We start from the raw sequence: 24,784 nt of genomic DNA, 5'->3' as shown, positions 1-24,784 counted from the left end.
CGTCCGTGGTGCTGGTCTACTCGTGTAACGGTCCGTCCCCGCCGGGGCATTCCCGCGCACGCCGGCGGGCCGGCGCACGGGCGGATCCCTGCAAGGGTAGCCGCCCAGGACAGCCGCCCGGCGGGGTCGTCCCCGGCCGGGTCGAAACGGTGGAGTGTTTCGCGTGTTACGGGGGATGTTAGCCCGGGGAAGGCGGCCGACGTCGGCCGCCGACCCTCGGGTAACGGTAGTCGCCGCACGTGTGCCGGAGGTGACGATGACCAGTGACGCGCCGGTCGATGCCCGACCGCCCGGCGGGAAGACCTTCTTCGGTCACCCGCGGGCCCTGTCGACCCTGTTCCTCACCGAGATGTGGGAACGGTTCAGCTTCTACGGCATGCGCGCGATCCTGGTGCTGTACCTCACCGCGTCCGTCGCCGACGGCGGCCTGGCCGTGGGCGAGTCCTCCGCGAACGCCGTCTACGGCACGTACAACGCGATGGTGTACCTGATGGCGCTGCCCGGCGGGTGGGTCGCCGACCGGCTCATCGGCGCCCGGCGCAGCGTGCTGTGGGGTGGTGTGGTCATCGCCGCCGGCCACTACGTGATGGCGGTGCCGGCCCGGTGGAGCGTGTTCGCCGGCATGGCGCTCATCGTGCTCGGCACCGGCCTGCTCAAACCCAACATCTCCACCATGGTCGGCGCCCTGTACGACCGGGACTCCCCGCGCCGGGACGCCGGCTTCTCGATCTTCTACATGGGCATCAACCTGGGCGCGTTCATCGCCCCGCTGGTCACCGGCTTCCTCGGCGAAAAGATCAACTGGCATCTGGGGTTCGGCGCCGCCGCGGTCGGGATGACCTTCGGCGTGCTGCAGTACGTCCTGGGCCGGCGCAACCTCGGCGACGCCGGGGCACTGCCGGCCGACCCGCTGCTCGGCGCCGACCGGCGTCGGGCGTTGCGGCGCATCGGCGTGACCGTGCTGGTGGCGGTGCTGGTGCTGGCCGCGCTCGCCGTGGCCGGGCTGTTCACCGTCAACACCGTGGTCAACCTGCTCACCGCCGTCACCGTGCTGGTCACCGTCGGCTACTTCGCCCGGATCCTCACCGACCGGGAGATCAGCGGCACCGAACGTCTCCGGATAAAGGCGTACCTGTGGCTGTTCGTCTTCGCGGCGGCGTTCTGGCTGATCTACGACCAGGCCGGGTCGGTGCTGAACATCTTCGCCGCCGACCGCACCGACCGGACCGTGTTCGGCTTCACCTTCCCGGCGTCGTGGCTCCAGTCGGTCAACCCGATCCTCATCATCATCGGCGCGCCGCTGGCCGCGCTGCTCTGGGTCAGGCTGGGCCACCGGGTGTCCACGCCGATGAAGTTCGCCGTCGGCCTGGTCCTCAACGGCCTGTCGTTCGTGCTGATGGCCGCCGCCGCACAGGCCGCCGTCGGCGGTGACCGGGTCTCCCCGTGGTGGCTGGTCGCCGTGTACGCCATCCAGGTCGCCGGTGAGCTGTCACTGAGCCCGGTCGGCCTGTCGGCCACCACCAAGCTCGCCCCGGTGAAGTACGCCAGCCAGATGCTGGGCCTGTGGTTCCTCGCCACCGCCGTCGGCGACGCCATCGGTGGGCAGGTGGCCCGGCTCGCCGCCAGCTGGCCCGAACCGACGTACTTTCTCACCTTCGGGTGCGCGTCGGTGCTGCTGGGCCTCGGCGCGGTGATGTTCGCCCGGCACATCCGGCGGCTGATGGCCGGCATCCACTGACCCGGCCTCACCCCGCCGGGCTCGGCGGCAGCGGCAACGGCAGGCCGGGCAGCCCGTCGATGCTGGTGGCCACGTGTTCCTTGCCCGCGAAGTAGGCGCTCAGCGACGCGTCGTCCTCCCGGGCGAACCGGCGACCGTGCAGGTCCCGGTCGGCGTCGTAGGTCATCAGCGGCACCGCGTAGCCGCAGGTGTCCCGGATCAGCTCGGCGCGCACCACGATGATCGCCCGCAGGCCGTGCACGGAGATGTCGATGTCCGGGAAGAGCGCCACCAGCTCCGGCCAGCGGGGGTCGTCGCGGAACACCGGCTCCCCGCGGCCGTGCACCCGAACGATGTTCGGCGGGCCGGTGAACGCGCACCACATCAGCGTGATCCGGCCGTTCTCCCGCAGGTGGGCGATCGTCTCGGCGTTGCTGCCGGCGAAGTCCAGGTAGGCGACGGTCAGGTCGTCGACCACCACGAAGGAACCACGCAGCCCCTTCGGGGACAGGTTGATGGTGCCGTCGCCGGACAGCGGCGCGGTCGCGGTGAAGAAGACCGGCTGTTCGGCGATGAAGGTCCGCAGTCGGCCGTCGATGCGTTCATACGTCTTCCCCATGGCGGCATCATCGCCGCCGGCGGGTGCGTCGCGCTGCCCCGTTCCCACCCTTCGGCTCAGGCCGGTGGGCGGGCGCCGCCGAGCCTCGCCAGGGCGCTGGCCAGGTCGCTGACCTGGTCGGCCAGCTGGGTGGCGCGGCGTTGGGCGACGTCGCGGTCGGTGTCGGCGGTGTGCAGTCGTACCGTCAGTTCGGCCAGCCGGGCCTCGGCGGACGCGGCGGCCTGCCGTGCGGCCGTCAGGTCGGCGGCCAGGGCGTCCCGCTCGCCGGTCAGCGCGGTGAGCTGCCGCCTCGGCTCGCCTCGGCGGCCTGCCGGGCGGTGGTGTCGGCGTGGTCGCGGGCCGCCCCGCGTCGCGGCGCGTCCGTTCGGCCTCGGCGGCCCGCAGCTGCGCCGCCGCGGCGTCGTCCCGGGCCTGCTGGGCGTCCGCCTGCGCCTGCCGGGCCTGGTCGCGGGCCTGCGCGGCGTCGGCACCGGCCCGCCGGGCCTGGTCGCGGGCCTTCTCGGCGCGCTGCCCGGCCTCGCCGGCCGCGCGCGCAGCGCCCGTTCCGTCGGGCTGCGGGCGGCGTCCTGTTCCGCGGTCAGGTCCGCCGCCTGGCGGCGCTCGCCGTCCAGTTCCGCGCGGAGGGTACGCAGCTCGTGCCGGGCGGCGTCGCGGTCCTGTTCCGCCTGCACCCGCAGCGCCTGCGCGGCGCTGGCTTCGGCGGGCCTCGTCCTGGGCCGTGGCGGCCTGTTCGGCGCGCTGCCCGGCGAGGTGGCCTCGGCGTCGGCGCGGTCCGCGCGGTCGCGGGCGGCGTCCCGGTCGGCGGTGGCCTCCTCGGGTCTCCTGCCGGGCCTGCGCCACGGTCGCCGCCGCGTCCTCGGCGTCCCGACGGGCGTCGTCGCGTTCGGTGTGCGCGGCGGCCACCTGGGCGGCGGCCTCCGCGCAGCTGCGCCAACTGCCGTTCCACCCCGGCGGTGAGCCGGCCTGGCGTGCAACGCCTCGGTGAGGGTGTCGACGATCTGGTCGAGGTGCTCCACCGCCTCCTACGTGCGCGCCACCTGGCCGGGCAGGCCGGGGGCGTTGCGGTGGCGCATCCGGGAGTTCCGCGACGCCCGCTGGCAGGCGCCGTCGTTGTCCCGGCAGTAGCGGAACGGCCGGCCCGCGCCGGCGCGTTGCGGCACCTCCCGCCCGCAGTGGGCGCAGGGGCGGGTGTCGGCGGCGGGGGTGGGCTCGGCGTCCATCGAGGGCGAAGTCTAGTGGCGCGCCGCAGCGGGTCAGTCGTCGGCGCGGGCCGTGCCGTCGAGGGTGTAGCGGCGCTGCACCAGCACGGCGGCCACCATCACCACGGCCGGCAGCAGCCCGAAGCCGTACCGGATCGCGGCCAGCGCGGCGGGTGACTGGGTGACCGTCTGCCCGGCGCTGGAGGCGACGAAACCGCCCGCGCGCACAGCGCGTACGCCCACGGGCCCAGCGCGGCGCCGGTGGCCTCGGTGGCGGTCCACACCCCGGTGTAGGTGCCGGCCCGGCCGGCACCGGCCGCGCGGATCACGTCGGGCAGCATCGAGAACGGCAGCAGCTGCATGCCGGCGAACGCCACCCCGAGCACCGCCACCGCCGCCACCAGCACGACCAGGCCGGCGGGCTTGGCCGAGCGCCAGCACCAGCGCGCCGGCGGCGAAGGCGACCTGGGCGGTCAGCAGGGCCCGCTGCTTGCCGACCCGGCGGGCCACCGCCAGCCAGCCGGGCGTGACCAGCAGCGCCGGGGAGACGAACGCGGCCACCAGCACGGTGGTGAGCTTCCGCGCGGCCCAGCTCGTACTGCGCGTAGTAGGGCACGCCGGCCAGCACCAGGTGCGTGGTGGTGGACATGGCCAGGTAGGCGGCGACCAGCCGGCGGAACTGCCGGTCGCGCAGGCTGGCGGTCAGCGCCTGCCAGCCGCCGGTCGCGTGCGGCGTCACGGTCGCCGGGGCCGCACCGCGCAGCCGGGCGATGCCGGTGACGCCGACCAGCATCGCGGCGAGCGCCATCCCGAGCACAGCACCACCGCCATCCGCAGGTAGCCGGCGCGGGTGGCGGTGTCCCTGCCGGTCAGCAGCGGCTACCAGCAGCCCGGCGACCAGGATGCCGAGGGTCAGCACCACCATCCGGAAGGCCATCAGCCGGGTGCGTTCGTGGTAGCCGATCCGCAGGTCCGCCGGGGTGGCCAGGTAGGGCACCTGGTAGGCGGCGAACAGCAGGTTGCCGGCGACGAAGCAGAGCGCCACCCAGCCGGCCGCCGCGACGCCGGTGGCCCCGCCGGGCACGGCGAAGAGCGCGGCGAACGCCACCGGCAGGGCACAACCGGCCAGCAGCAGCCGCCGCCGGTCGCCGCGGCGGGCCTGCTCCACGTCACAGCGGTGCCCCACCCACGGGTGCAGCAGCACGTCGGCGACCTTCGGCAGCAGCAGTGTCAGGCCGGCCAGCCACGGGCTGACGGCGAGGACGTCGGTGAGGAAGTACAGCAGGAGCAGGCCGGGCACGGTGACCCAGACGCCCATGCCGAGCGAGCCGGCGGCGAAGCCGAGCAGCGGGCCGCGGGGCAGCGCCCCGGTCGCGGGCCGGTCCAGCCCGGTCATGTCGGCCTCCTGTCCGGGCCCACCGGCCCGCCAATCCAACGGATGATGGATTGTAGGGGCAGAATGGCGGCCATGACCATGCCCCGACGACGGCCGGGCCGACCCCGGCGGGACGAGACGCGACCCACCCGCGAGCTGGTGCTCGGCGCGGCCACCGCGCTCTTCGCCGCGCGCGGCTTCGACGCCGTCGCACTGCGCGACGTCGCCGCCGCCGCCGGCGTCGACGTGGCCACCGTCGCCCACCACACAGGTACGAAGGCGCAGCTCTACGACGCCTGCTTCGCCCGGGTGTTCGCCGCCGAACGGCAGGTCCTCGACGCGGCGGCCGGGCGGGCCCGGGACGCCCTCGCCGCCGGGCCGGGCGCCGCGCTGGGGGCGCTGCACGACCTGGTCGACGTCTTCGTCGACTTCCTGGAGGACCGGCCGGAGACCACCGCGCTGTGGCTGCGCCGCTGGCTGGAGCCGCAGCGGCACGCCGAGCTGGACCAGCGGTACGCGGCCCCGCTGTACGCGCTGGTCGAGCAGCTGCTCACCGCTGCGGCGGCCGACGGGGCGCTGGTGGAGCCCACCCCGCACATCACCGTGCGCAGCCTGGTGTGGGCGGTGCACGGGCACGTGGTGGCGCTCGCCGCCGGGGCCGGCTCGGAAGCCCGGGAACGGCGCGAGTTCCGCGCGTTCGTGCACCGCCTCCTCGACGGCCTGTACGCCTCTTGACGGGGCCGCCGACCGCTCGGCATTATCCATCGGACGTTGGATTAACGGGGGAGGGTGGGATGGCGACAGCGCCGACCGTGGCGGTCGTCGGGGCCGGGGCAGCCGGACTGGCCACGCTCAAGGCCCTCGCCGACGCGGGCGTACCCGCCGTCTGCTTCGAGGCGACCGACACCGTCGGCGGCCTCTGGGTGTACGGGTCGGCCGGCTCGCCGGCGTACCGGACGCTGCACCTGAACACCAGCAGGGGGCGTACCGAGTTCGCCGACCACCCGATGCCGGCGCACTGGCCCGACTACCCCGACCACACCCGGATCGCCGGCTACCTCGCCGACTACGCCACCCGCTTCGGCCTGCCCGACAGCATCCGGCTGCGGCACACCGTCGACCGGGTCACCCGCGCCGCCGGTGACAGCTGGACGGTGCACGCCACCGGACCCGACGGGCCCGTCGAGGTCACCGTCGCCGCCGTGGTGGTCGCCAACGGCCACAACCGGACACCGAGGCTCCCCGACGGCTACCCGGGGGAATGCACCGCCGCGCAGCTGCACAGCCACGACTACCGGGGACCCGACCAGCTCGCCGGCCGGCGGGTCCTCGTCGTCGGCGGCGGCAACTCCGCCATGGACATCGCCGTGGACGCCTCGTACGCCGCCGACCGCACCCTGCTGTCGCTGCGCCGGGGCGTCTGGGTGGTGCCCAAGTACCTGCTCGGCCGCCCGTCGGACACCCTCAACGGGGCGCTGGCCCGCCGGCTGCCCTGGCGGCTGCGGCAGCGGATCAGCCAGACCATGCTGGCCGCCACCGTCGGCCCACCCACCCGCTACGGGCTGCCCGCCCCCGGCCACGGTTTCCTCCAGGACCACCCGACCCTCTCCGACGGGCTGTTGTCCCGGCTCACCCACGGCGACATCGAGGCCCGCCCCGGCATCGTCCGCTTCGACGGGCGGCGCGTCGAGTTCACCGACGGTCGCGCCGACGAGGTGGACCTGGTGGTGTGGTGCACCGGCTACCGGGTGGAGATCCCGTTCCTCGACCCGGCGCTGCTCGGCGACGGCCCCGACCGGCTGCCGCTGTACCGGCACGTGTTCCACCTGGACGCCCCCGGACTGGCCTTCGTCGGGCTGATGCAGTCCACCGGGGCGGCGTTCCCCCTGGTCGAGGCGCAGGCCCGGCTGGTCGCCGCGCGGCTCGCCGGCACCTGGGCGCCACCGGACCCGGCCCGGCAGCGGGCCGCCTGCCGGGCCGAACTGCGCGCCGCGACCACCCGGTGGGGGCAGCGTCGCCCCGCCATGCGGGTGGACTTCGACGCGTACCTGGCCGAACTGGACCGGGAACTGGCCGCCGGGCGGCGGCGGGCGAAGGTGGCGGCGTGACCGGGCTGACGGGCCGGCGGGTGCTGGTCACCGGCGCGCGGGGCACCTTCGGGCGGCACCTGTGCGCCGCGCTGACCGGCGTCGGCGCGCGGGTGGTCGGGCTGGACCTGCACGGCGACGCCGACACCATCGGCTGCGACCTGACCGACCCGGCGGCCGTACCACCGGCGGTGACCGCCGCCGTGCAGCGGCTCGGCGGGCTGGACCTGCTGGTCAACAACGCCGGGGTGGGTGGACCCGCCCCCGCCGAACTGGCCCCCGACGAGGTGGTCCGCCGGCAACTGGAGGTGAACCTGCTCGCCGCCTGGCGCACCACGGCCGCGGCGCTGCCCGCCCTGGTGCCGGCGCGCGGGAGGGTGGTCTTCGTGGCCAGCCGGATGGCCGTGCTGCCGCTGCCCCTGGCCGCCGCGTACGGGGTCAGCAAGCGGGCCCTGGTGGCGTACGCCGACGCGCTGCGCCACGAGGTCGGCACCCACGTCGGGGTCAGCGTCGTCTATCCCAGCATGGTCGCCTCACCGATCCACGACAGCACCGCCGACGCCGGGCTGTCGCTGAGCGGGGTGTCCCGGATGGAGCCCGTCGAGGGGGTGGTGGCGGCGATCCTGCGCGCGGCCACCGCCCGGCGGGCACCCCGCGACGTCGCCACCACCGGCCGGGGACGGCTGGAGATGGCGCTCGCCCGGCACGCGCCCGCCCTCGCCGACCGCCTGGTCCGGCGTACCGTCGCGGGGCGGATCGCCGCCGGTGACCTCGACGGTGCGCCGCTGGCCGCCGGCATGGTCCGGCGGCACCGCGACACCGGCCGGTAGGGCGCCGGTGGTGTGGCCGTGCTCCGCGAGGACCCCGACGACTGACCGGGGGGTCGCCGGGAGCGCGCCGACGGGCGACACTGGCGGAATGTCGATCGTGCTGCGCGCCGCGTCCGCCGACACCGCGCCCGCTCTACTGCTGCGTCCCTGGTGCGAGGGCGACATTCCCGCGTTGCTCGCCGCATACCGGGACCCGGTGCTGCGGCAGTGGACCCGGCACCCGTTGACCACCACCGCCGACGCGCGGGGTTTCCTGCGCCGCAGCCGGCAGGGCTGGGCGGCACAGCGGCGGTTCAGCTTCGCCGTCTGCGAGCCGACCGGCGACGGGGAGCGCCTCGTGGCGCACGTGCTGCTCAAGGAGTTCGTGCCCGGCCGGGAGCACGCCGAGCTGGGCTACTGGACGGTGGCCGGGGCACGGGGTCGGGGAGTGGCCGCCCGCGCCACGGTGGCGGTGACCGAGTGGGCGTTCACCCGCTTCGGTGCCGCCGGCCTGACCCGGCTGGAGCTGCTGCACCAGATCGACAACCCGGCCTCCTGCCGGGTGGCGGAGAAGAGCGGCTTCGCCTTCCAGGAGGTGCTCCCTGCGCGCCCGCCGTTCCCCCGCGACGGGCACCGGCACGTGCGGCACCGGAGCTGAGCGGCCCGGGCCCCACCGCCGAACCGGCCTGGGTCACCCCCGCTGGTGGGGCTCGTCGACCGTCGCGCGGCTGCCGGCGGCGGGCCCGTCGGCGGCGCCGAGCAGCCGCAGCAGCAGCCGCGGCTCACCCGGCCAGGCGGCCAGCAGCACCTCCCGGGGGACCTGCCGGCCGGCGTAGCGCAGCGCGAGGGCCACCACCACGATGTCGTCGAGCGGGCCGATGACCGGCAGGAACTCGGGGATCAGGTCGATCGGGCTGGCCAGCCAGAGCCCGGCGACCACGATGGCGACCTTCGCGCGGCGCGGCACCCGGGGGTCGCGGCGCAGCCGCCGCACGGCGGTGAGGCAGTCGGGGATGAAGGCGGCCAGGTCCCGCAGGATGCCCGGCGGGAGCCGCCGGGCCAGCAGCACCAGCAGCCCCCAGCTCAGGATCAGGCCGGCCACCGCGACACCGAGGCCCACCAGCCAGTCACGCACTCCGCCGGTCCTTCCCGCAGGGGGTACGGGCCGCCCGGACGGCGGCCCACCAGGAATGTACGCCAACACCCCGCACATGGCGACCGTCGGCAAATTCCATGCAGTCGATCACATTTTTGTGTCGTTTCTTTTCATTGTGCTCACGGCGGAATTCCGACTGCATTCGTGTCGGCTGGCCGACGGTGACGCGGATCACCCGGAAATAGCCTGTCCCCACTCCACCAATTTCGGAGCGAGGAGGTGGGCGTGGCACTGTACATCGACGTCGGTTTCGGCAACTCCGATCAGGTCTTCGCCGATTTCACGTCACTGACCGGCGGCACGGGTGACCTCGGTGAGGTCAACGTCTCGGGCTTCTCCGACATCGTGCGGCTGACGTACACCTCGCCCGGCACGGACGCGGTGTCGCAACGTATCAAGGCATTGGTCGACGTGGACGGCGACATCGTGGTGTCCGGGGTGCCGAGTTCATTCGTCCTGCCCGACGGAAATGTCATCACCGCAGTAGCCGGGGAAACCTTCACCGACACCACGTCCGCCGGCGACAGCGTCGTCCGGGTCGCGTACGACGTCGGGCTCTGCAACGGTTCCGGATATTGGGTCGACGGGCAGTCCGGCAGCCATGTCGACATGCCCCGGGCGATCATTCTCTATCACGAGCTCTCGCACGCGTGGCACATCGTCACCGGCACCGTCGCGGGCACCAGCGCCGCCGAGGAACAGGCGGCCGAGACCGACGAGAACGTCGCACGGTCCGCGAAGGGTGAGGACCTGCGGCTCACCACCAGCCACAACGGTGGCTGCGGCAGCCCCGGCAGCAGCTCGGGCGACTGGCAGATCGACTGCTTCGTGGTGACCGCCGCGATGGGCGCCGACGCGCAGAAGGCCGTGGACGCGCTGCGGCTGGTCCGCGACCTCGCGGTACGGGTCCTCCCGGTCGGGTACGCCCTCTTCGAGGACCTCTACCGCGAGTACTACTCCTACAGCCCGGGCATCGCCCGCCGGTTGTGGCTCGACCCGGCGCTGCGCGACGCGTACCGGGAGGCGGTCGTGGAACCCCTGCTGACCGTGTACGCGGTGCTGCTGCGGGCGCTGCGAGCCTGGCCGGACGTCGCCGCGGTCGACGCCGCGCTCGCCGACGCCCTGGCCACGGCGGTCGGCGCGGGACCACTGCGGGACCCGCTCGCCGCACAGCTCGTCGACGTCGTGCTCGACCGCGGCCCCCGCGACGGCCCGGTCGGTGCCGGACTCGTCGACGACCGGTTGCCGCTCACCCAGTGGGCGATCATCCGCCCGGTGCGGACGTACTGGCGACTGCGGCTGGGCGGGTGGACGCCGGAGCCGGCCGCGTTGCGCGCGAACATCGTGGCGTGGTGGCTGGAGCAGGCACCGGACCTGACGGTCACCCCCGACGCGCTGCGCCACCGGGTCGGCCTGGTGGAGGAGACACTTCTCGGAGGGAGCTCGGCATGGCAGCAAAGGTGAGCGTGCTGGCGGTCCGGCTCGACGACGCCGACACCTCGGGTGCGCGCCGGCTGCGCGTGCTGGTCCGCAACGACACGTCCGCGCAACTGCACGTCTCCGGCGAGCTGAGCGGCCTGTCGTACGACCCGGGCAGCCGGGAGCTGTCGGTCGAGTTCGGGGTGCCCCACGACGGCGATCCCGGGCCCGGGATCGTGGTGGTCTCCGCGCACCCGTTCGTCCCGCACCAGATCGTCCTGGCCCCCGGCGAGGAGGGCGAACTCGGCACCGTCGTCCCGGCTTCGCTCCATCAGTACAACCGGGGCGGGGGGTTGTCCAGCATCGCCCGCCCGGGCGTCGAGGTCGCCGCGATCGACCAGACGCAGGTGCGGATCGCGAGCAGTCCGACGCCGTTCCAACCGCCGCTCGACCTCGACCCGAAGGCGCGCGTCCGACACATGCGCGAGCAGGCCCACGTCGACGTGCACCGCGTGACCCCGTCCCGGCCCGACGAGCCCCGTCCGGACCGGCCCTGACCACCCACCCGCACCCACGGAGGCTCCGATGGCTTCGGCACAGGACATCCTGAACGCGATCAACGCGTCGAACGGCAAACTCGACCAACTCCACACGGACCTGCTCGCCGGCACCAACGCCACGAAGGCCGTCCGCGACGCGGTGCTCGACACCGAGGCGCACCTCGACGCCGGCTTCACCGTGCTGGCCCAGGGCCAGGCGGTGCTCGCCGCGCTGCAGGACCGGACCAACACGGTGCTGAGTCACCTGTCCGCGCAGGCCGACACCATGATCTGCCTGCTGGACAGCATCGCCCGGAACACCTGCGCGCTGCGTAACGACTCGGCGCTCCAGACACCCGCCCTCGAGCGGATGCGGGCCGACCTGGACGCGCTGGTCTTCCTCTACTCGACGGTCAACCCGGGCAGCGCGCTGGAGTGGGAACGGTCCACCGCTGTGGCGGCGCGGATGGACGCGTGCTGCCCGCCGCAGCAGCCGGAGCCGCCGTGCCGGTTCACCGGCTGCGAGGCGCCGGAGCGGCTCCCCGAGCACGACGTGGACGCCAAGGTCCCGGCGTACCCGTATCCCCCGAGGGACCGCGACCCGAGGTGACGGGCGGCCGCGCCGCACCACGATGCCGGCGAGCGGACCACTGACCGGGGCGCTTCGCCGGCGGCGGGCACCGGACCGCGCCGGATCAGCGGATACGGTGGAGGCGGGAGGTGGCGGCGGTGACCAATTGGGAGGCGGCGGTCGAGGCGCAGATCCGCTCGGCCCAGGAACGCGGCGAGTTCGACAACCTGCCCGGCGCGGGCAGGCCGATCCCCGGCCGCGGTCAGCCCTACGACGAGTCGTGGTGGATCAAGAGTTTCCTGGAGCGGGAGGCCCTGCCCAGCGACCTGCTGCTGCCCACGCCGCTGCAACTGCGCCGCCGGGTCGAGCAGCTGTCCGACGAGGTGCGGGACCTGCCCACGGAGGAGTCGGTCCGGGCGTACGTCGCCGCCCTGAACGCCGACATCGTCGCCTGGCTGCGGGTCCCGACCGGGCCGCGGGTGGCGGTGCGCCCGGTCAAGGTCGACGAGGCCGTGGGCCGCTGGCGGGCCGACCGGGAACGGGCGGCGGCGGAACGGCTCGCCACGGCGGCCGGCGGGGCGGCCCCGCAGCCGGCCGGGCTGCCGGCCGGACGGCGCCGGTCCTGGCGCTGGTGGCGCCGCTGACGGCCCGGTGCTGCCGCTCGCCCGACGGTGGGGTGGCGGTCAGGACGAGTGGATGTCGTCGAAGAGGGCGAGGGCCTCGGCGGGGTCCGGGCTCACCAGGCGTTCCAGACCGGCCGTGGTGATCCTCGCCCACCTGCCGGCCCGTGCCCACATCTGCTCCTCGAAGGCGCGGACGGCCTCGTCCAGGTCTGCCGGGTCGGTGGCGACGCACTCGGCGAGCTCGGCGCCTTCCAGCATCGCGAGGTTCGCGCCCGCCCCCAACGGGGGCATCAGGTGCGCGGCGTCGCCCAGCAGCGTCACCCCGGGCACGTGCGGCCAGGTGTGGCCCACCGGCAGGACGTGGAGGGGGCGGTGCACGAAGGCGCTGCCACGGCGGAGGAGGTCGAGGACGGGCGCCGCCCAGCCGTCGAACAGGGTCAACAGGCGGGACCGGACGGCCGCCACGTCGGCCAGGTCCAGGTCCGCGTGCCAGTCCAACGGCGCGCGGAACTGGGCGTACACCTTGACGTGGCCGCCGCTGTTGCGTTGGGCGACGAGCGCGCGGTTGACGCCGTACACCGCCACCGCGCCGTCGCCGATCAGACGGGCGAGGTCGGGGTGGCGGGTGTCGACGTCGTCCAGAAAGGTCTCCACCGAGGTGACGCCGGTGTAGCGCGGCGTCGCCGGTGAGACCGCCGGGCGGACCCGGGACCAGGCGCCGTCCGCACCGACGACCAGGTCGAACGTCTCCTGCCGCCCGTCGGCGAAGTGGACCAGTACGCCGTCGCCGGTCTCCGGCACCACCTGCGTCACGCCCCGCCCCCACGCGACGTCGAGGGGGCCGAGCAGCAGGTCACGCAGCTGCCCACGGTCGATCTCCGGATTGGCCCGGTCGTCGGGACGGGGTTGCCAGTCACGCAGGACGGCCCCGGCCGGGTCCAGGATGCGCAGGGCCTGCCCCTCGGGACGGGACACCTCCCGGAACTGCGCCAGCAGCCCCGCCTTGTCCAGCGCGAGTTGGCCCAGCCCTTCGTGCAGGTCCAGCGTGCCGCCCTGGGGACGGGCGTCGGGGCCGGGATCGCGTTCGAAGACGGCGACGGGGTGACCGTGGCGGTGCAGGACGCGGGCGAAGGTGAGGCCGCCGGGACCGCCACCCACCACCGCTATACGGTGTCTCACAGCGATACACTGTATTTCTTGCCGACGGCGTAGGGCAACAGCGCGGAGTGACCATGATCGTGTGGGACCGGCCGGAGCCGCCGGATCGTCCCGTGCCGCTCGACCGGGAGCGGATCGTCGCCGCTGCGATCGCGCTCGCCGACGAGGGCGGGCTGGAGGCGGTGTCGCTGCGCAAGGTCGCCGCCCGGCTGAGCGCCGGCCCGATGCGGCTCTACGCGTACATCGCCACCAAGGAGGAACTGTTCGACCTCATGGTGGACGAGGTCCAGGCCGAGATCCTGCCCGAGGAGCAGCCCGGCGACTGGCGGGAGGCGCTGCGCACCCTCGCCCACCGCACCCGGCGAGCCGCGTTGCGCCACGGGTGGCTGGCCGATCTGCTCGGCGGCCGCCCGACCCTGGGCCCGAACGGCCTCGCCGTGACCGAGGCGACCCTGGCCGCCCTCGACGGGCTGGCCGACGTCGACACCGTCATGCGGGCCGGGGAGACCGTCGGCGCGTACGTCACCGGCGCGATCCGGCGCGAGATCGCGAACCTGCGGGCCGAGCGCGCCTCGGGCCTGTCGAAGCGCGACTGGCAGCGCGCCGCCGGCCCGCACGTGACGCGGATGTTGGCCACGGGCCGTTTCCCGGCGCTGGCCAGGGCCGTGCACGACGGCACGTACGTGGACGCCGAGACCTCCTTCGCGACCGGCCTGGAGTGGGTCCTCGACGCCGTGGCGGCCAGACTCACCCGGCCACCGGCGTGAGGTGAGAGCCCGACCGTCGGCTCCGCGCGGAATTCGGCCCCGCTAGGGCGCGCCGAACCAGGTCATCGCCTCACCGTGGCCTCGGGTCCAGGCCAGCGGCACGCCGTCGAGCGCGAGCACGTTGTGCAACGTCCGGTCGGGTACGGGTGGAATCGCGTCGTGCGGCAGCACGTCCGGGGTCTCGACCGAGATCCAGTGGCCGGGCAGGTCCCGTACCAGGTCGACGAAGGCGTCGCGACGCGCGGTCGGCACCTGGTAGAGCACCGAGGTGTGGAACACGACGAGGGTGGCGCCGGCCGGCGCCTGCGCGGCCAGGGCCGGCAGGTCGTCCACGAGGTCACCGCGTACGAGGGTGGGTGGGTCCGCGGCGGCGACGGCGGCCGCCGCACGTAGTCGTTCGCGGCGGTGGTGGTGTTCGGGCCAGACGAGCGCCTCCAGCCAGGCGACGTCGGCGGGGTCGGTCACCCGCAACGGGTTCAGGTCCAGGCCGGCCCGCCAGACCACCTCGGGTAGCCGGGTGGGCGGGGCGGTTCCGTCCAGCCGGCAGTCGAGGACTGGGCCGGACGTTCCGATCCGGTGGTCGCCGTACCGGTAGCGGTAGCGGTCGGGGTAGAGGCCCAGCCCGGCGGAGGCGCCGACCTCCAGCAGCGCGAGGGGCTGCGGCAGGGCGGCGAGCACGGGCAGCAGCAGCGCGCAGCGTCCGGCCTCGTTGGTCTGGGTGGCCCTGGTGCGGAGGTTCGCCGCGATCGCCGGCCAGTTCGCCGTGGTGAAGTCACGGAACGTGGTCGGGTCGTCCACCGGCCCGCCGAGCAGGCGTACCACCCCGAGCAACAGGTTCGGTTGCCGCTTCGCCTCGGGGACGGTCGCCAGCAGCGCCAGGACCTCCGCGTCGCCCGAGATCGCCAGCGCCAGCCGTTCGTACGTCGCCGACACGCCGCGGGCCTCACGGGCGGCGAACTCGGCGTAGGCCGATGCGGTCGTCACCCGAGCGATGCTCGCACAGGGGTGCTGGCGCTGTCCGACCCATCGCTCCCGGCAGTCGCCGACATCCGACCGGTTTACCGTATTGCCATTACCGGTAATTCAATAAACCGGGCGGACAAAGGGGGCGAATCGGCGCTACATCATAATGACAGTTCTTGTGCATAAGGGAGCACGCTGGTGTACGCGCCGGTCTGCGGTCCCCCGCGAACTGCAGTTCGAGAGATCGGCGTCCCGCCGTACCGGCGGCAGCCCCCCGTCGAGCCACCGACGGCACGGCGGACGCCGCGCCCCGGAAGCGACCGGGTCAGCCGCCGGTGGCGGCGTACGTCGCGATGATCGCGCCGGTGCTGGTCACCCGGCTGTCAGCCAGTCGCAGCGGGCGGTGCGCGCCGTCGTCGGCGAAGAGCCGCTTGCCGCCGCCCACCAGCACCGGGTCGATCATCATCCGCAGCTCGTCCAGCAGGTCCAGGGCCAGCAGGGTCTGCACGAGACCGGGGCTGCCGATGACGTGCAGGTTCCCGCCCTCCTGGGCCTTGAGCTCGCGGACCGCCGCGGCGATGTCACCGCCCAGCAGCGTCGAGTTCTGCCAGTCGAGGGGTCCGTCGAGGGTCGTCGAGGCGACGTACTTCGGCAACGTGTTCAGCGGCTCGGCGAGCACCTGCTGCTCCTGCGGCGCGGTCGGCCAGTGCGCCGCGAAGATCTCGTAGGTGCCGCGCCCGAGCAGGTAGCCGCCGGCGCCACGCACGTTCTCGACCACCCAGTTCATCGACACGTCCTCGAAGTAGCGGGCGTGCCACCCGCCGTGCCGGAAGTCTCCGGTGGGGTCCTCGTCGGGGTAGGAGGGAGCCTGCACCACCCCGTCCAACGTCATCCACTCGTTCGCGATCACCTTCCGCATCGCGCGGCCTCCCACTGTCGTCCGAACAACCCTGTCGGGGGTGGGACGGAGCGGGTGGGCGGTCCTCGACACGGATCTTCGGCCGATCGGGTGATCAGCGGCGAACGGCCGACGGCTCATTCGGTGGGCGGCCGGCCGGCGGACGGGTCGCGACCGAACGCGGCCCGGGCGGCGACGGCCTCTGCGGTACGCCGCTCGCGCCAGCGGCGCTGCGCCTCCCGGTTGCACTCCCGGCACACCCGGCGGTACCGGCCGGTCGCCTCGTCGACCTCCCGCTGGTGGCCGTTGCGGCAGCGTGGCTCCTGCCGGCGGTGGCGGGCGGTCTCCGCCCGGGTCACCTGGCGCAGGTGCGTCGGCTCGATGCAGTCGCCGACCCCGCAGACCTGGTCCACGTCGAGCGTCGGGTCGTAGCCGCCGACGAGGACGGCGTAGGCGGCGATGTGCGCCCACGCCCGGCCGGCGACCTTCTGCCGGACGCCCCGGACGGGGCCGTAGCCGCGCACGACGAGGCAGCCGTCGGGGCGGCGCCGGCAGCGGGCCAGCAGGTGCGCCCGCAGGCTCTCCTCGGTGAAGTGCCGGGACAGGCCGGTGACCAGGGCGAGCACTCCGGCAGCCTAGCCGCGGGTGGCGCCGATGCCGAGCAGGACGGCGAGGCCGAGGGCGCTGCGCGGGGCGTACGGGACCCGCCACAGGCCGCCGTGCGCCGCCGCGTACGCCTCGTCCTGCCAGGGTTGCGGCTGGGCGGGCGGGCCGGTGCGCAGGTCGTGCACCAGCAGCGCCGCCATCAGCGTGTTGCTGGTGGCCGGCTCGAACACCTCGATGCCGAACCGGTGCGCCCCGGCGTACGCGGCGGCGAGGGCCCGGTTGCGCAGCACCGACCGGGTACGCGTCGGCGGCGCCACGGTGAACGACACGGTCGACCCGGCGTCCCGGGCCACCGCCGCGCGCCAGCGTTGCAGCCGCTTGGCGAGCGCGTAGTTGGGGCCCTGCTGCGGGACGAGACTGTCGTTGATGCCGGGGTCGGCGTCGGGCGGATAGTTGCGGTGCAGCAGTCGGCCGCCGGAGAGCACCCGCAGCGACCGCCGGGCCAGGCCCCGGGCGGCGTAGCCGTGTTCGGCGTGGCGCACCGCGTCGGCGGGGACGGCGTACACGTCGGTGGGGGTGGCCAGGAAGGCCAGCGCCACGTCGTCGCGGCGGTCCTGGACGTGGCGGGTGAGCGCGTCGACGGCGGTGGCGACCCGGACGTTGGTCGCGCCGTCGGCGTACACGTAGTTGCCCAGCACCAGCCGCCCGTCGACGCCGAGCAGCCACTGCGCGGCCTGCGGGAGGCGGTGCAGCAGGTCGGCGCCCGCGCCGGCGGCCAGCGCGGCGTCGTCGTCGCCGGTGCCCGGCCGCACGGGCAGGTGCAGCCGGTCGCCGTGCCGGCGGGCGGTGCGCAGCACCTCCGCCAGATGTCGGGGCGGGGCAGGTCGAGGGCGACCACGTCGCCGCCCCAGCGCAGCACGGACGGCAGCGGGCCCATCTCCGCGCCCGCGCCGAGCACCACGACCCGCTGGTCGCGCAGGTCGAGCCAGTCCGGGTTGGCCATGACGGCCCGGACCGCCTCGGCGCAGGACGGTTCGATGACGCCCGCGTCGACCCACGCGTCGAGCCGGCGGCGCAGGTCGTCGCCGCGCAGCCGCTGACCCCGGTACGGCAGCGACAGCTCCTGCTCGACCGCACCGTCGCCGGTGACCGTGGCGGTGTGCAGCGGCGGGTGGCCGGTGGTGAGGTCGAAGACCTCGTCCAAGCCGATCTCGGGCCCGTCCTCGGGGACCACCCGCATCCGGCGGTGCAGCGAGGCGAGGCCGTCGCGGGCGATGGTGAGGGCGGCCTCGCGGGAGAGCAGGCCGGCCTCGACGAGGCGGCGGAAGTGGCCGAGGTAGCCGTGCCGCCAGTCGGTCTCGTGTTCGGCGGACCGCGCGCCGACCGGGTCGACGGCGCGCAGGGCGTCGGCGACCACCGCGCGGCCCAGCGCGGTGGTGCTGCGTCCCGCGCCGGTCTCGGGGAACACCACCCCGGTCGGACCCTCCACGGCTACCGCCTCCCTCATGCTGGTCACCGGTGTCACTCTGCCGCATCCCGGCTCGGGTCGCCCGATCGCGGGCGTGGTCAGCGTCGGGCGGTCTTCGCGTACGTGGTGGGGCGGGTGCGGTCGTTGTCGATGCCGAGCTGCGCGGCCAGTCGCGGGTCGATGGCGAGCAGCGGGCGCGGCCCGAACAGCGCCATCGCGGTCAGCAGGTCGTCGGTGCCGCGTTCGCTCCAGGCGGGACGCTGTTCCGGGGCGAGGTCGGCGTGCGCGCGGCGCAGTCGCCGCAGCAGCCGGCGGGCGGCGGCCCCGGTCTCCGGCACCTCCGCCAGCCACCAGCCGCCGAGCAGGGTGGCCAGGCAGGCCAGCAGCAGGCCGGCCACGAAGGGCGGTGCGCCGGCGTCGCGGCCCTCGACCGCGCTGTCGACCAGCCGGGTCAGTCCGACGGCGGCGACCGCGAAGAGCGGCAGGGTGCCGAGCGCGGTCCGGCGCCGCTGGGCGGGGGTGAGCAGCCACCCGTCGCGGACCAGCCGGCCGACCATCCGCCGCAGTGCCCGGTTCACTTCCGGGTCGGCGAGGACGGCGGCCCAGGTCTGCGGGCGGCGCAGCGCGGTGTGCAGGGCCCGGACCAGCGGGGCGGGCCGAGGTGGTGGTGGGCCGTCGACCGTCAGGGTGGACAGTTCACCGACGCGTACCGTCGCGGTCCGGTGCAGGGCGGCGACGCCGACCTGGCAGGCCAGCCCGGCCCGGTCGGTCAGGTAGGCCAGCTCCACGGTGTTCGGTGCCGCGCCCCGGGTACGCCAGCCGGTCACCGACCGGACGGCCAGGGCGACGGCGGTCGCCGCGGCGACCGCCGTGACGTAGTCGAGGAGGAAGAGCGGACCGCTGAGACCCCAGAGCATGGCGACAAGTATGAAGGGCTGTCGGGGTCGGAAATCCGGTCGGCGGCGGCCGGGCGGTGTCGATAGGGTGCCCCGGATGCGGATCCGAGAGTTCACCGGGGCCGACTGGGTCCAGGTCTGGCCGATCGTCGAGGAGGTCATCGTCGCGCGCGAGACCTTCGCGTACGACCCGGCCTGGAGCGCCGAGGTGGCGCACGACGTGTGGGTCGAGCGACCGCCCGGCCGGACGGTGGTGGCCGAGCAGGACGGCATCGTCGTCGGCACCGCGAAGATGGGCGCGAACCGGCCCGGTCCCGGCGCGCACGTCGCCACGGCGAGTTTCATGGTGGCCGCCGCGGCCCGGGGTCGCGGCGTCGGCCGGGCCCTGTGCGAGGACGCCCTGGACTGGGCCCGGGACCGGGGCTTCGCGGCGATGCAGTTCAACGCCGTGGTGGACACCAACGAGGCGGCGGTACGGCTGTACCGGCAGCTCGGCTTCACGGTGATCGGCACGGTGCCGGAGGCGTTCGCTCATCCCACCCTGGGCCGGGTCGGGCTGCACGTGATGCACCGTCGCCTGTGACCGCCGCGCTCGGGCAGCATGGTGGCATGACGAACGAGCCGATCGACCTGGCCGCCGCCCTGACGCGTTTCGACCAGCTGTGGAGTCCCCGGATCGTCACCCGGGTCAACGACTACGACGTACGGATCGCGAAGGTGGCCGGCGAGCACGTCTGGCACACCCATGACCACACCGACGAGTTCTTCCTGGTGCTGGAGGGGGAACTGCGGATCGCGCTGCGCGACCAGCCGGCCGAGCGGGAGGTGGTGCTGCCGCGCGGCGCCGTCTTCGTGGTGCCGCGCGGCGTGGCGCACCGCCCGTCCAGCGCGGGTGGCGCGTCGATCCTGATGTTCGAGCCGTCGGGCACGTCCAGCGTGGGGGACCGGCACGACGACGTGCCCGCTCAGGTGGACGCCACCACGGGGCACCCGCTGTGACCGTCAGCGTCCCACCGGCACCGACGGTTGCGGTGGGACGCTGACCGCCCACCCGAGCCGCCGGACGGCGGGCACGGCGGCGGTGCCGGCGCAGGCCACGGCGACCAGCACCCCGGCGACGGCCAGTGGTGTCGACGCGCCCCACTGCCGGGCGGCGAGCGGGGCGAGGGCGTAGCCGATCGGCATGGCGCCCAGCGACATCAACCAGTCGTACGAGGTGACCCGGGCGAGCACCTGGGGTGGGAACTCGCGTTGCACGACGGTTTCCCAGACGGGGTTGAGGAAGCCCAGCGCGGTCAGGGCGAGGCAGTAGGCGGCGATCACCGCGGGGGCGGGTGCGGTGACGGCGAGCAGGAGCAGTGGCGCCGCGTAGGCGGCCAGGCCGAGGTTGCCGACCAGCACGGGTCGGCCCGGGCGGAACCGGCCGGCGAGCAGGGAGCCGGCGAGCAGGCCGACCGCGCCGCCCTGTTGCAGCAGGACCCAGACGCCTTCCCCGCCGAGGCGCTGGACGGCGACCACCGGTCCGACGGTGAGCAGGACCGCCGCGGCGCCGTTCCAGACGCCGTGGGCCAGCAGGCTGCTCCAGTACCAGTCGCGGGAGCGGACCTCCCGCCAGCCGAGGACGAGGTCCGTGCGGATCGACCGGCGTGGCACGGGTACGTGCCGGACCCGCAGGATCGACAGCAGCAGGGCGCTGAGGGCGAACGAGAGCGCGTCCAGGACGAACGCCCAGCCGGGGCCGGCGGTCCAGATCAGCAGCCCGGCGAGGGCCGGTCCGGCGAGCCGGCTGGCGTTGGCGGTGACGCCCATCAGGGCGTTGGCGCGCTGCCGTGCGGGCTCGTCAACGGTGCCGGCGACCAGGGGTGACGCGGTGGGGATGGCGAAGGCCGAGGCGGCGCCCCCGACCGCGGAGGCGACGGCCATGTGGGTGAGGGCGGGTGCCCCGCCGAGGAGTTCGACGCCGACGACGAGCTGTGCCGCGCAGCGCACCAGGTCGGTGGCGACGGCGACCCGTCGGGCGTCGAACCGGTCGGCGATCACGCCACCGAAGGGCAGCAGGAGCAGCCGGGGGATCATCGCGCAGCCGAGGACCAGGGCGAGGGCGGCGGTGGAGCCGGTGGCGCGCAGCACGGCGAGGGCCAGGGCGGTGGGTACGACGGCGTCGCCGACGGCCGAGACGGTGCGACCGAGGAAGAGCAGTCGGAAGGCGCGGAGCCGGAGAGGATGGGTCACCGCCGCAACATACTTCGACGTCGAACCTTTCGACAACGAATATTTCGATGTCGTACAGTAGCGGGGTGAGCGACCGCGACCGCACCGACCGGCACGTCGAGCGTTGGCTGCCCGTCCTGCCCGAGCTGGACCCGGACGTGGAGGGCGCGGTGGTGCGGATGCTGTTCATCACCCGGCACCTGCGCGCCGCCAAGGACCGCATGCTGGTGGACCACGACCTGTCGGCGCACGAGTTCGACACCCTGCACGCCCTGGCCGGCCGGCACGGCCGGGCCGCCCCGTCGGAACTCGCCGACGACCTGGACCTGGCCCCCGCCTCGATCACCGCCCGGGTCGACGCCCTCGCCCGGCGAGGCTTCGTCCACCGGGTGCCCTCCACCGTGGACCGCCGACGGGTGGACGTCGAGCTGACCGACACCGGCCGGGCCGCCTGGCGGGACGCGATGGACGTGCTGGGGACCGAGGAGCACCGACTGTTCGGTGCGCTGGAGCCCGGGGAGCGTCGGCTGCTGGCCGACCTGCTGCGCCGGATCACCCTCACCGCCGAGCACCCCCCGACCTGACGGACCGGGCGGGTCGGTCTCGTGCGCCACCGCCTCGGCGCGGCTGCGGCGGTCGGGCATGTGCCGTTGGTAGGTTCGCCGAATCGTCCGCCTCGTCCTGTTAGGAGACAACATGAGCGCTACTGCACATCCCGCCACCGGTATGTCGCTGATGCGCCGCCGCGCACTGGGCGTGGCGGCCGCCGTGCTGGCGTGCGTCCTGATCTGGGTGCTGGGCCGGATCGCCGGCGTCGACTACACGGTGACGAACCCCGGGCAGCCGGCGATGGACGTCGGGGTGGGGTCCGTGGTCATCTTCTCCCTGGTGGCGTCCCTGGTCGGCTGGGCGGCGCTGATCGCGCTGGAGCGGTTCACCAGCCGCGCCACCGCGATCTGGACCGCCTTGGCGGTGGTCGTGGCGCTGCTGTCGCTGCTCCCGCTGGCCGGGTCGGAGGCCGACGGCAGCACCAAGCTGACCCTGGGCGCGATGCACCTGGCCGTGGCCGCCGTGCTCATCGCCCTGCTGCCGGCCCGGAACCGCTGACCGGTCGGATCCCGGGGCCCGGTTGACGACCCGGCGTCGACGCGCTAAAACAGGAAACAAGAACTTGAGTCACCATGACTCAACTTGACACCTTCGGCCAGGAGAACCGAGGAGGCAGGACCATGCTGATGCGTACCGACCCGTTCCGTGAGATCGACCGGCTCGCCGAGCAGTTCTTCGGCACCACCGCCCGGCCGGCCGTCATGCACCTCGACGCCTACCGAGACGGCGACTGGTTCTACGCCGCCTTCGACCTGCCGGGCGTCGACCCGGACAGCATCGACTGCACCGTGGAGCGCAACGTGTTGACCGTCCGCGCGGAGCGCCGCCGGCCCACCGGTGAGAACGTGGAACTGGTCGCCGCCGAGCGGCCGATGGGCACCTTCACCCGGCAGCTCTTCCTCGGCGACACCCTCGACACCGACAAGCTCGAGGCCGGCTACGACAACGGGGTGCTGACGCTGCGCATCCCGGTCGCCGAGCGGGCCAGGCCGCGCCGGATCAGCGTCACCGCGACCACCGGCAACGGCCACAAGCAGATCAACGCCTGACGCCGGGCCCGGCGGGGTCGTCCGGTGCGGACGGCCCCACCGGACCGGCCTGGGCGACGAGGAGCGCCGCCTGCTCCGCGCGCTGGAGCCCGCCGAGCGTCGGCTGCCGCTGACTACCGAGATTCCAGCCGGGCGTACGCGGCGGCCGCGACGGCCGCGTCGTCGGCCGGATCGACGCTGCCGCCGACTCCGACGGCACCCGCGACGGCACCGCCGTGGCGCAGGACCAGCCCGCCGGGGAAGACCGCGAGCGGCCAGGGGACTCCGGCGACGAGGGCGGGGATCACCGGCGCGGTGGGCGGCAGGGCGCCGGTGTCACTCCCGAGCCAGACAGCGGTACGCGCCTTGCTGAGGGCGCTGTCCGCGGCGCCGATGGTGGCGGCGGGCTGCCGCACGTGCAGCAGCACGTGACCCCCGTCGTCGACGAAGCAGACGCTGAAGGCGCCGCCGCGTTGGTCGGCGACGGCCAGGGCGTCGTCGAGGGCGGCCAGGAGCTGGGTAGTGCTGTAAGGGGTCATCTTGTCCTCCGGTGTCGGAATGGTCGGGTCAGGCCGTCGCGTGAGCGGGACTCACCTCGGGCACGGGGGCGGGCCGTCGCGCCAACAGGCCTGCACTGGCGGCTGCGGTCAGCAGCAGAAGGACGGCGTTGACGACGAACGTGGCGTGGATCGCGGTGGTGAACGCCTGGCCGACAGCGATACCCTGCGGCCCGCCGGTGCGGGCTGCCACGGCACCGGCATGGGCGAGGCGACCGGCGAGCGCGGGAGTCAGTGTGGCGCGCAGTTCGGCAGCGGTGCGAACGGTGACCACGGTCGTCAGGGCGGCGATCCCGATCGTGCCGCCGAGCTGCCGGGCGACGTTGTTGACGGCGCTGGCGACGCCGCTGAGTTCCGGGGGCGCGGCAGCGAGCACCGCGCCGATGAGGGGACTGAGGGTGAGACCGAAGCCGACCCCCAGGAGACCGAGGTCCCACCAGAGCGCCGAGTACGCGGTGTCGGGTTGCAGACGCAGCAGCATCAGCAGGGCGGCGCCACCCAGCGCGCAGCCCAGCGCCACGGGCGTGCGATAGCCGAAACGGGCCGCGAGATGACCGGCGAAGGGAGCCGTCACGGCCATCGCCAGAGTGGTGGGCAGCGTTCGTATCCCGCTGGCGAGCGGGTCGAGGCCCTGCACGTCCTGGAAGAACTGGGCCAGGAAGAAGGTGTGGCTGGTGAGTACGAACCCGACCGTGAAGGCAGCCGCGGTGGCGGTGTCGAAGAGACGGTCACGGAACATTCGCAACGGCAGTAGTGGGTACCGCGCGCGGGCCTGGCGGATCAGGAAGGCCGGCAGCAGCACCGCTCCGGCGGTCAGGCAGCCGAGTACCCGGATGTCGGTCCAACCGCGGCCACCGGCCTCGCTGAGTGCGAACACCAGCGGCGTCAGCCCGCCCACGCTCAGGAGCAGGCCGGTGACGTCGAGTCGGGCGGCGGTGCGGGCCGGAACATGACGCGCCACTCTGGCACCGACGATCAGGGTGATGACACCGACCGGCACGTTGACGGCGAAGATCACCCGCCAGTTCGACGTCGCGGTGAGCAGCAGACCGCCGATGACCGGACCGGCGGGCAGCGCGGCTCCGGTCAGCGCTGACCACACGCCCAATGCCCGCACCCGCTGGCGCTCGTCCGGATACGCGGTCGCCACCAGGGCGAGGCTCGCCGGGCCCAGGGCCGCCCCGCCGACACCCTGCAACGCTCTGCCGGCCACCAGTTGGGGTAACCCGTCGGCGAGCGCACAGACCGCGGAGCCAAGCGTGAAGACGGTCAGTCCGCCGAGGAACGCCCGGCGTCGGCCGTACCGGTCGCCGAGAACTCCTGCGGGTAGCAGCATCGCGGCGAAGGGGAGGGTGTATCCGGTCACCACCCATCCCAGCGGGCCGAGCCCCGCGCCGACGTCGCGCTGCACCGACGGCAGCGCGACGGTCACGATCGTGGTGTCGAGCAGCACCATGAAGAACGCCAGTCCCGTGACCAGCAGAGTCGCCCGCCGTTTGTCCACCATCT

Annotated in this window: 30 protein-coding genes; 15 read left to right on the top strand and 15 right to left on the bottom strand. The window is 74.2% G+C overall.

The window, feature by feature from the left end; all coding sequences use genetic code 11:
* Nucleotides 1-256 precede the first annotated feature (256 nt).
* Complete coding sequence (locus tag MRQ36_RS30585; protein ID WP_242800200.1) at nt 257-1,738, top strand: peptide MFS transporter; 1,482 nt, start codon at nt 257-259, stop codon at nt 1,736-1,738.
* Nucleotides 1,739-1,745: 7 nt separating this feature from the next.
* Here the strand turns inward: MRQ36_RS30585 and MRQ36_RS30580 are convergent, their stop codons facing one another.
* The 5 genes from MRQ36_RS30580 to MRQ36_RS30560 form a co-directional block, all read right to left on the bottom strand.
* Nucleotides 1,746-2,336, bottom strand: a complete 591-nt coding sequence (locus tag MRQ36_RS30580; protein WP_242800199.1) for a pyridoxamine 5'-phosphate oxidase family protein — start codon at nt 2,334-2,336, stop codon at nt 1,746-1,748.
* Between the two features lie 56 nt (nt 2,337-2,392).
* Nucleotides 2,393-3,007: a hypothetical protein gene (locus MRQ36_RS30575; RefSeq protein ID WP_242800198.1), complete on the bottom strand. Its 615-nt coding sequence runs from the start codon at nt 3,005-3,007 to the stop codon at nt 2,393-2,395.
* Between the two features lie 351 nt (nt 3,008-3,358).
* Nucleotides 3,359-3,556, bottom strand: a complete 198-nt coding sequence (locus tag MRQ36_RS30570; protein WP_242800197.1) for a hypothetical protein — start codon at nt 3,554-3,556, stop codon at nt 3,359-3,361.
* Between the two features lie 33 nt (nt 3,557-3,589).
* Complete coding sequence (locus tag MRQ36_RS30565) at nt 3,590-3,778, bottom strand: hypothetical protein (RefSeq protein ID WP_242800196.1); 189 nt, start codon at nt 3,776-3,778, stop codon at nt 3,590-3,592.
* Between the two features lie 82 nt (nt 3,779-3,860).
* Nucleotides 3,861-4,931: an MFS transporter gene (locus MRQ36_RS30560; RefSeq protein WP_242800195.1), complete on the bottom strand. Its 1,071-nt coding sequence runs from the start codon at nt 4,929-4,931 to the stop codon at nt 3,861-3,863.
* A gap of 78 nt (nt 4,932-5,009) precedes the next feature.
* Between MRQ36_RS30560 and MRQ36_RS30555 the strand changes: the two genes are divergently transcribed.
* The 4 genes from MRQ36_RS30555 (at nt 5,010) to MRQ36_RS30540 (ending at nt 8,464) form a co-directional block, all read left to right on the top strand.
* Nucleotides 5,010-5,645 (top strand): TetR/AcrR family transcriptional regulator, encoded by a 636-nt coding sequence (locus tag MRQ36_RS30555; protein WP_242801479.1) that lies wholly within the window; start codon nt 5,010-5,012, stop codon nt 5,643-5,645.
* Between the two features lie 59 nt (nt 5,646-5,704).
* Nucleotides 5,705-7,018: an NAD(P)/FAD-dependent oxidoreductase gene (locus MRQ36_RS30550; protein WP_242800194.1), complete on the top strand. Its 1,314-nt coding sequence runs from the start codon at nt 5,705-5,707 to the stop codon at nt 7,016-7,018.
* Entirely contained in the window at nt 7,015-7,827 is an 813-nt protein-coding gene (locus MRQ36_RS30545) for an SDR family oxidoreductase (protein WP_242800193.1), read from the top strand. The genes MRQ36_RS30550 and MRQ36_RS30545 overlap by 4 nt, the downstream gene beginning before the upstream one ends.
* Nucleotides 7,828-7,915: 88 nt before the next feature.
* Nucleotides 7,916-8,464: a GNAT family N-acetyltransferase gene (locus MRQ36_RS30540; protein WP_242800192.1), complete on the top strand. Its 549-nt coding sequence runs from the start codon at nt 7,916-7,918 to the stop codon at nt 8,462-8,464.
* Between the two features lie 33 nt (nt 8,465-8,497).
* On the opposite strand, the gene MRQ36_RS30535 is transcribed toward MRQ36_RS30540, so the two are convergent.
* Nucleotides 8,498-8,941, bottom strand: coding sequence for a DUF1232 domain-containing protein (locus tag MRQ36_RS30535; RefSeq protein ID WP_242800191.1), 444 nt, complete (start codon nt 8,939-8,941; stop codon nt 8,498-8,500).
* Nucleotides 8,942-9,187: 246 nt separating this feature from the next.
* On the opposite strand from MRQ36_RS30535, the gene MRQ36_RS30530 reads away from it, so the two are divergent.
* The 4 genes from MRQ36_RS30530 (at nt 9,188) to MRQ36_RS30515 (ending at nt 12,135) form a co-directional block, all read left to right on the top strand.
* The gene (locus MRQ36_RS30530; RefSeq protein WP_242800190.1) at nt 9,188-10,426 is read left to right on the top strand and encodes a hypothetical protein; all 1,239 of its coding nucleotides are present in this window, start codon (nt 9,188-9,190) and stop codon (nt 10,424-10,426) included.
* A complete protein-coding gene (locus MRQ36_RS30525) occupies nt 10,411-10,938 on the top strand; it encodes a hypothetical protein (RefSeq protein WP_242800189.1) in 528 nt (175 codons plus the stop codon). The genes MRQ36_RS30530 and MRQ36_RS30525 overlap by 16 nt, the downstream gene beginning before the upstream one ends.
* A 28-nt stretch (nt 10,939-10,966) precedes the next feature.
* Nucleotides 10,967-11,530 (top strand): hypothetical protein, encoded by a 564-nt coding sequence (locus tag MRQ36_RS30520; RefSeq protein WP_242800188.1) that lies wholly within the window; start codon nt 10,967-10,969, stop codon nt 11,528-11,530.
* 119 nt (nt 11,531-11,649) lie between these two features.
* Complete coding sequence (locus MRQ36_RS30515; RefSeq protein ID WP_242800187.1) at nt 11,650-12,135, top strand: DUF1992 domain-containing protein; 486 nt, start codon at nt 11,650-11,652, stop codon at nt 12,133-12,135.
* 39 nt (nt 12,136-12,174) lie between these two features.
* Here MRQ36_RS30515 and MRQ36_RS30510 read toward each other — a convergent pair whose 3' ends face one another.
* Entirely contained in the window at nt 12,175-13,293 is a 1,119-nt protein-coding gene (locus tag MRQ36_RS30510) for an NAD(P)/FAD-dependent oxidoreductase (RefSeq protein ID WP_242800186.1), read from the bottom strand.
* Between the two features lie 53 nt (nt 13,294-13,346).
* Between MRQ36_RS30510 and MRQ36_RS30505 the strand changes: the two genes are divergently transcribed.
* Nucleotides 13,347-14,039, top strand: a complete 693-nt coding sequence (locus tag MRQ36_RS30505) for a TetR/AcrR family transcriptional regulator (protein WP_242800185.1) — start codon at nt 13,347-13,349, stop codon at nt 14,037-14,039.
* A 42-nt stretch (nt 14,040-14,081) separates the two neighbouring features.
* On the opposite strand, the gene MRQ36_RS30500 is transcribed toward MRQ36_RS30505, so the two are convergent.
* From MRQ36_RS30500 to MRQ36_RS30480, 5 genes are all read right to left on the bottom strand, one after another.
* Nucleotides 14,082-15,023, bottom strand: a complete 942-nt coding sequence (locus tag MRQ36_RS30500) for a DUF2332 domain-containing protein (RefSeq protein ID WP_242800184.1) — start codon at nt 15,021-15,023, stop codon at nt 14,082-14,084.
* 304 nt (nt 15,024-15,327) lie between these two features.
* Nucleotides 15,328-15,921, bottom strand: a complete 594-nt coding sequence (locus MRQ36_RS30495; protein ID WP_242800183.1) for a dihydrofolate reductase family protein — start codon at nt 15,919-15,921, stop codon at nt 15,328-15,330.
* A 116-nt stretch (nt 15,922-16,037) separates the two neighbouring features.
* The gene (locus MRQ36_RS30490; protein WP_242800182.1) at nt 16,038-16,526 is read right to left on the bottom strand and encodes an HNH endonuclease; all 489 of its coding nucleotides are present in this window, start codon (nt 16,524-16,526) and stop codon (nt 16,038-16,040) included.
* Nucleotides 16,527-16,535: 9 nt separating this feature from the next.
* Nucleotides 16,536-17,363 carry a hypothetical protein gene (locus tag MRQ36_RS30485; RefSeq protein ID WP_242800181.1) on the bottom strand — a complete coding sequence of 276 codons (828 nt, stop codon included), beginning with the start codon at nt 17,361-17,363 and terminating at the stop codon, nt 16,536-16,538.
* 709 nt (nt 17,364-18,072) lie between these two features.
* Nucleotides 18,073-18,891 (bottom strand): TIGR04222 domain-containing membrane protein, encoded by an 819-nt coding sequence (locus tag MRQ36_RS30480; RefSeq protein WP_242800180.1) that lies wholly within the window; start codon nt 18,889-18,891, stop codon nt 18,073-18,075.
* A gap of 76 nt (nt 18,892-18,967) precedes the next feature.
* Between MRQ36_RS30480 and MRQ36_RS30475 the strand changes: the two genes are divergently transcribed.
* Nucleotides 18,968-19,453, top strand: coding sequence for a GNAT family N-acetyltransferase (locus tag MRQ36_RS30475; RefSeq protein WP_242800179.1), 486 nt, complete (start codon nt 18,968-18,970; stop codon nt 19,451-19,453).
* Nucleotides 19,454-19,479: 26 nt separating this feature from the next.
* Nucleotides 19,480-19,869 (top strand): cupin domain-containing protein, encoded by a 390-nt coding sequence (locus MRQ36_RS30470; RefSeq protein ID WP_242800178.1) that lies wholly within the window; start codon nt 19,480-19,482, stop codon nt 19,867-19,869.
* Between the two features lie 3 nt (nt 19,870-19,872).
* Here the strand turns inward: MRQ36_RS30470 and MRQ36_RS30465 are convergent, their stop codons facing one another.
* Complete coding sequence (locus MRQ36_RS30465; RefSeq protein WP_242800177.1) at nt 19,873-21,102, bottom strand: MFS transporter; 1,230 nt, start codon at nt 21,100-21,102, stop codon at nt 19,873-19,875.
* A gap of 65 nt (nt 21,103-21,167) precedes the next feature.
* Between MRQ36_RS30465 and MRQ36_RS30460 the strand changes: the two genes are divergently transcribed.
* The 3 genes from MRQ36_RS30460 to MRQ36_RS30450 all read left to right on the top strand — a co-directional run bounded on the left by MRQ36_RS30460 (nt 21,168) and on the right by MRQ36_RS30450 (nt 22,739).
* Nucleotides 21,168-21,665, top strand: a complete 498-nt coding sequence (locus tag MRQ36_RS30460) for a MarR family winged helix-turn-helix transcriptional regulator (RefSeq protein WP_242800176.1) — start codon at nt 21,168-21,170, stop codon at nt 21,663-21,665.
* A gap of 112 nt (nt 21,666-21,777) precedes the next feature.
* Nucleotides 21,778-22,188 carry a DUF6069 family protein gene (locus MRQ36_RS30455; RefSeq protein ID WP_242800175.1) on the top strand — a complete coding sequence of 137 codons (411 nt, stop codon included), beginning with the start codon at nt 21,778-21,780 and terminating at the stop codon, nt 22,186-22,188.
* A gap of 122 nt (nt 22,189-22,310) precedes the next feature.
* Nucleotides 22,311-22,739 (top strand): Hsp20/alpha crystallin family protein, encoded by a 429-nt coding sequence (locus MRQ36_RS30450; RefSeq protein WP_242800174.1) that lies wholly within the window; start codon nt 22,311-22,313, stop codon nt 22,737-22,739.
* A gap of 113 nt (nt 22,740-22,852) precedes the next feature.
* Here MRQ36_RS30450 and MRQ36_RS30445 read toward each other — a convergent pair whose 3' ends face one another.
* Nucleotides 22,853-23,257: a heme-binding protein gene (locus tag MRQ36_RS30445; RefSeq protein ID WP_242800173.1), complete on the bottom strand. Its 405-nt coding sequence runs from the start codon at nt 23,255-23,257 to the stop codon at nt 22,853-22,855.
* Between the two features lie 28 nt (nt 23,258-23,285).
* Nucleotides 23,286-24,782, bottom strand: coding sequence for an MFS transporter (locus MRQ36_RS30440; RefSeq protein ID WP_242800172.1), 1,497 nt, complete (start codon nt 24,780-24,782; stop codon nt 23,286-23,288).
* Nucleotides 24,783-24,784: the final 2 nt, after the last annotated feature.

The organism is Micromonospora sp. R77 (assembly GCF_022747945.1).
GTDB lineage: Bacteria > Actinomycetota > Actinomycetes > Mycobacteriales > Micromonosporaceae > Micromonospora.
The sequence above is the reverse complement of the archived record's forward strand: the minus strand, read 5'-3'. Positions and strand labels throughout refer to the sequence as shown.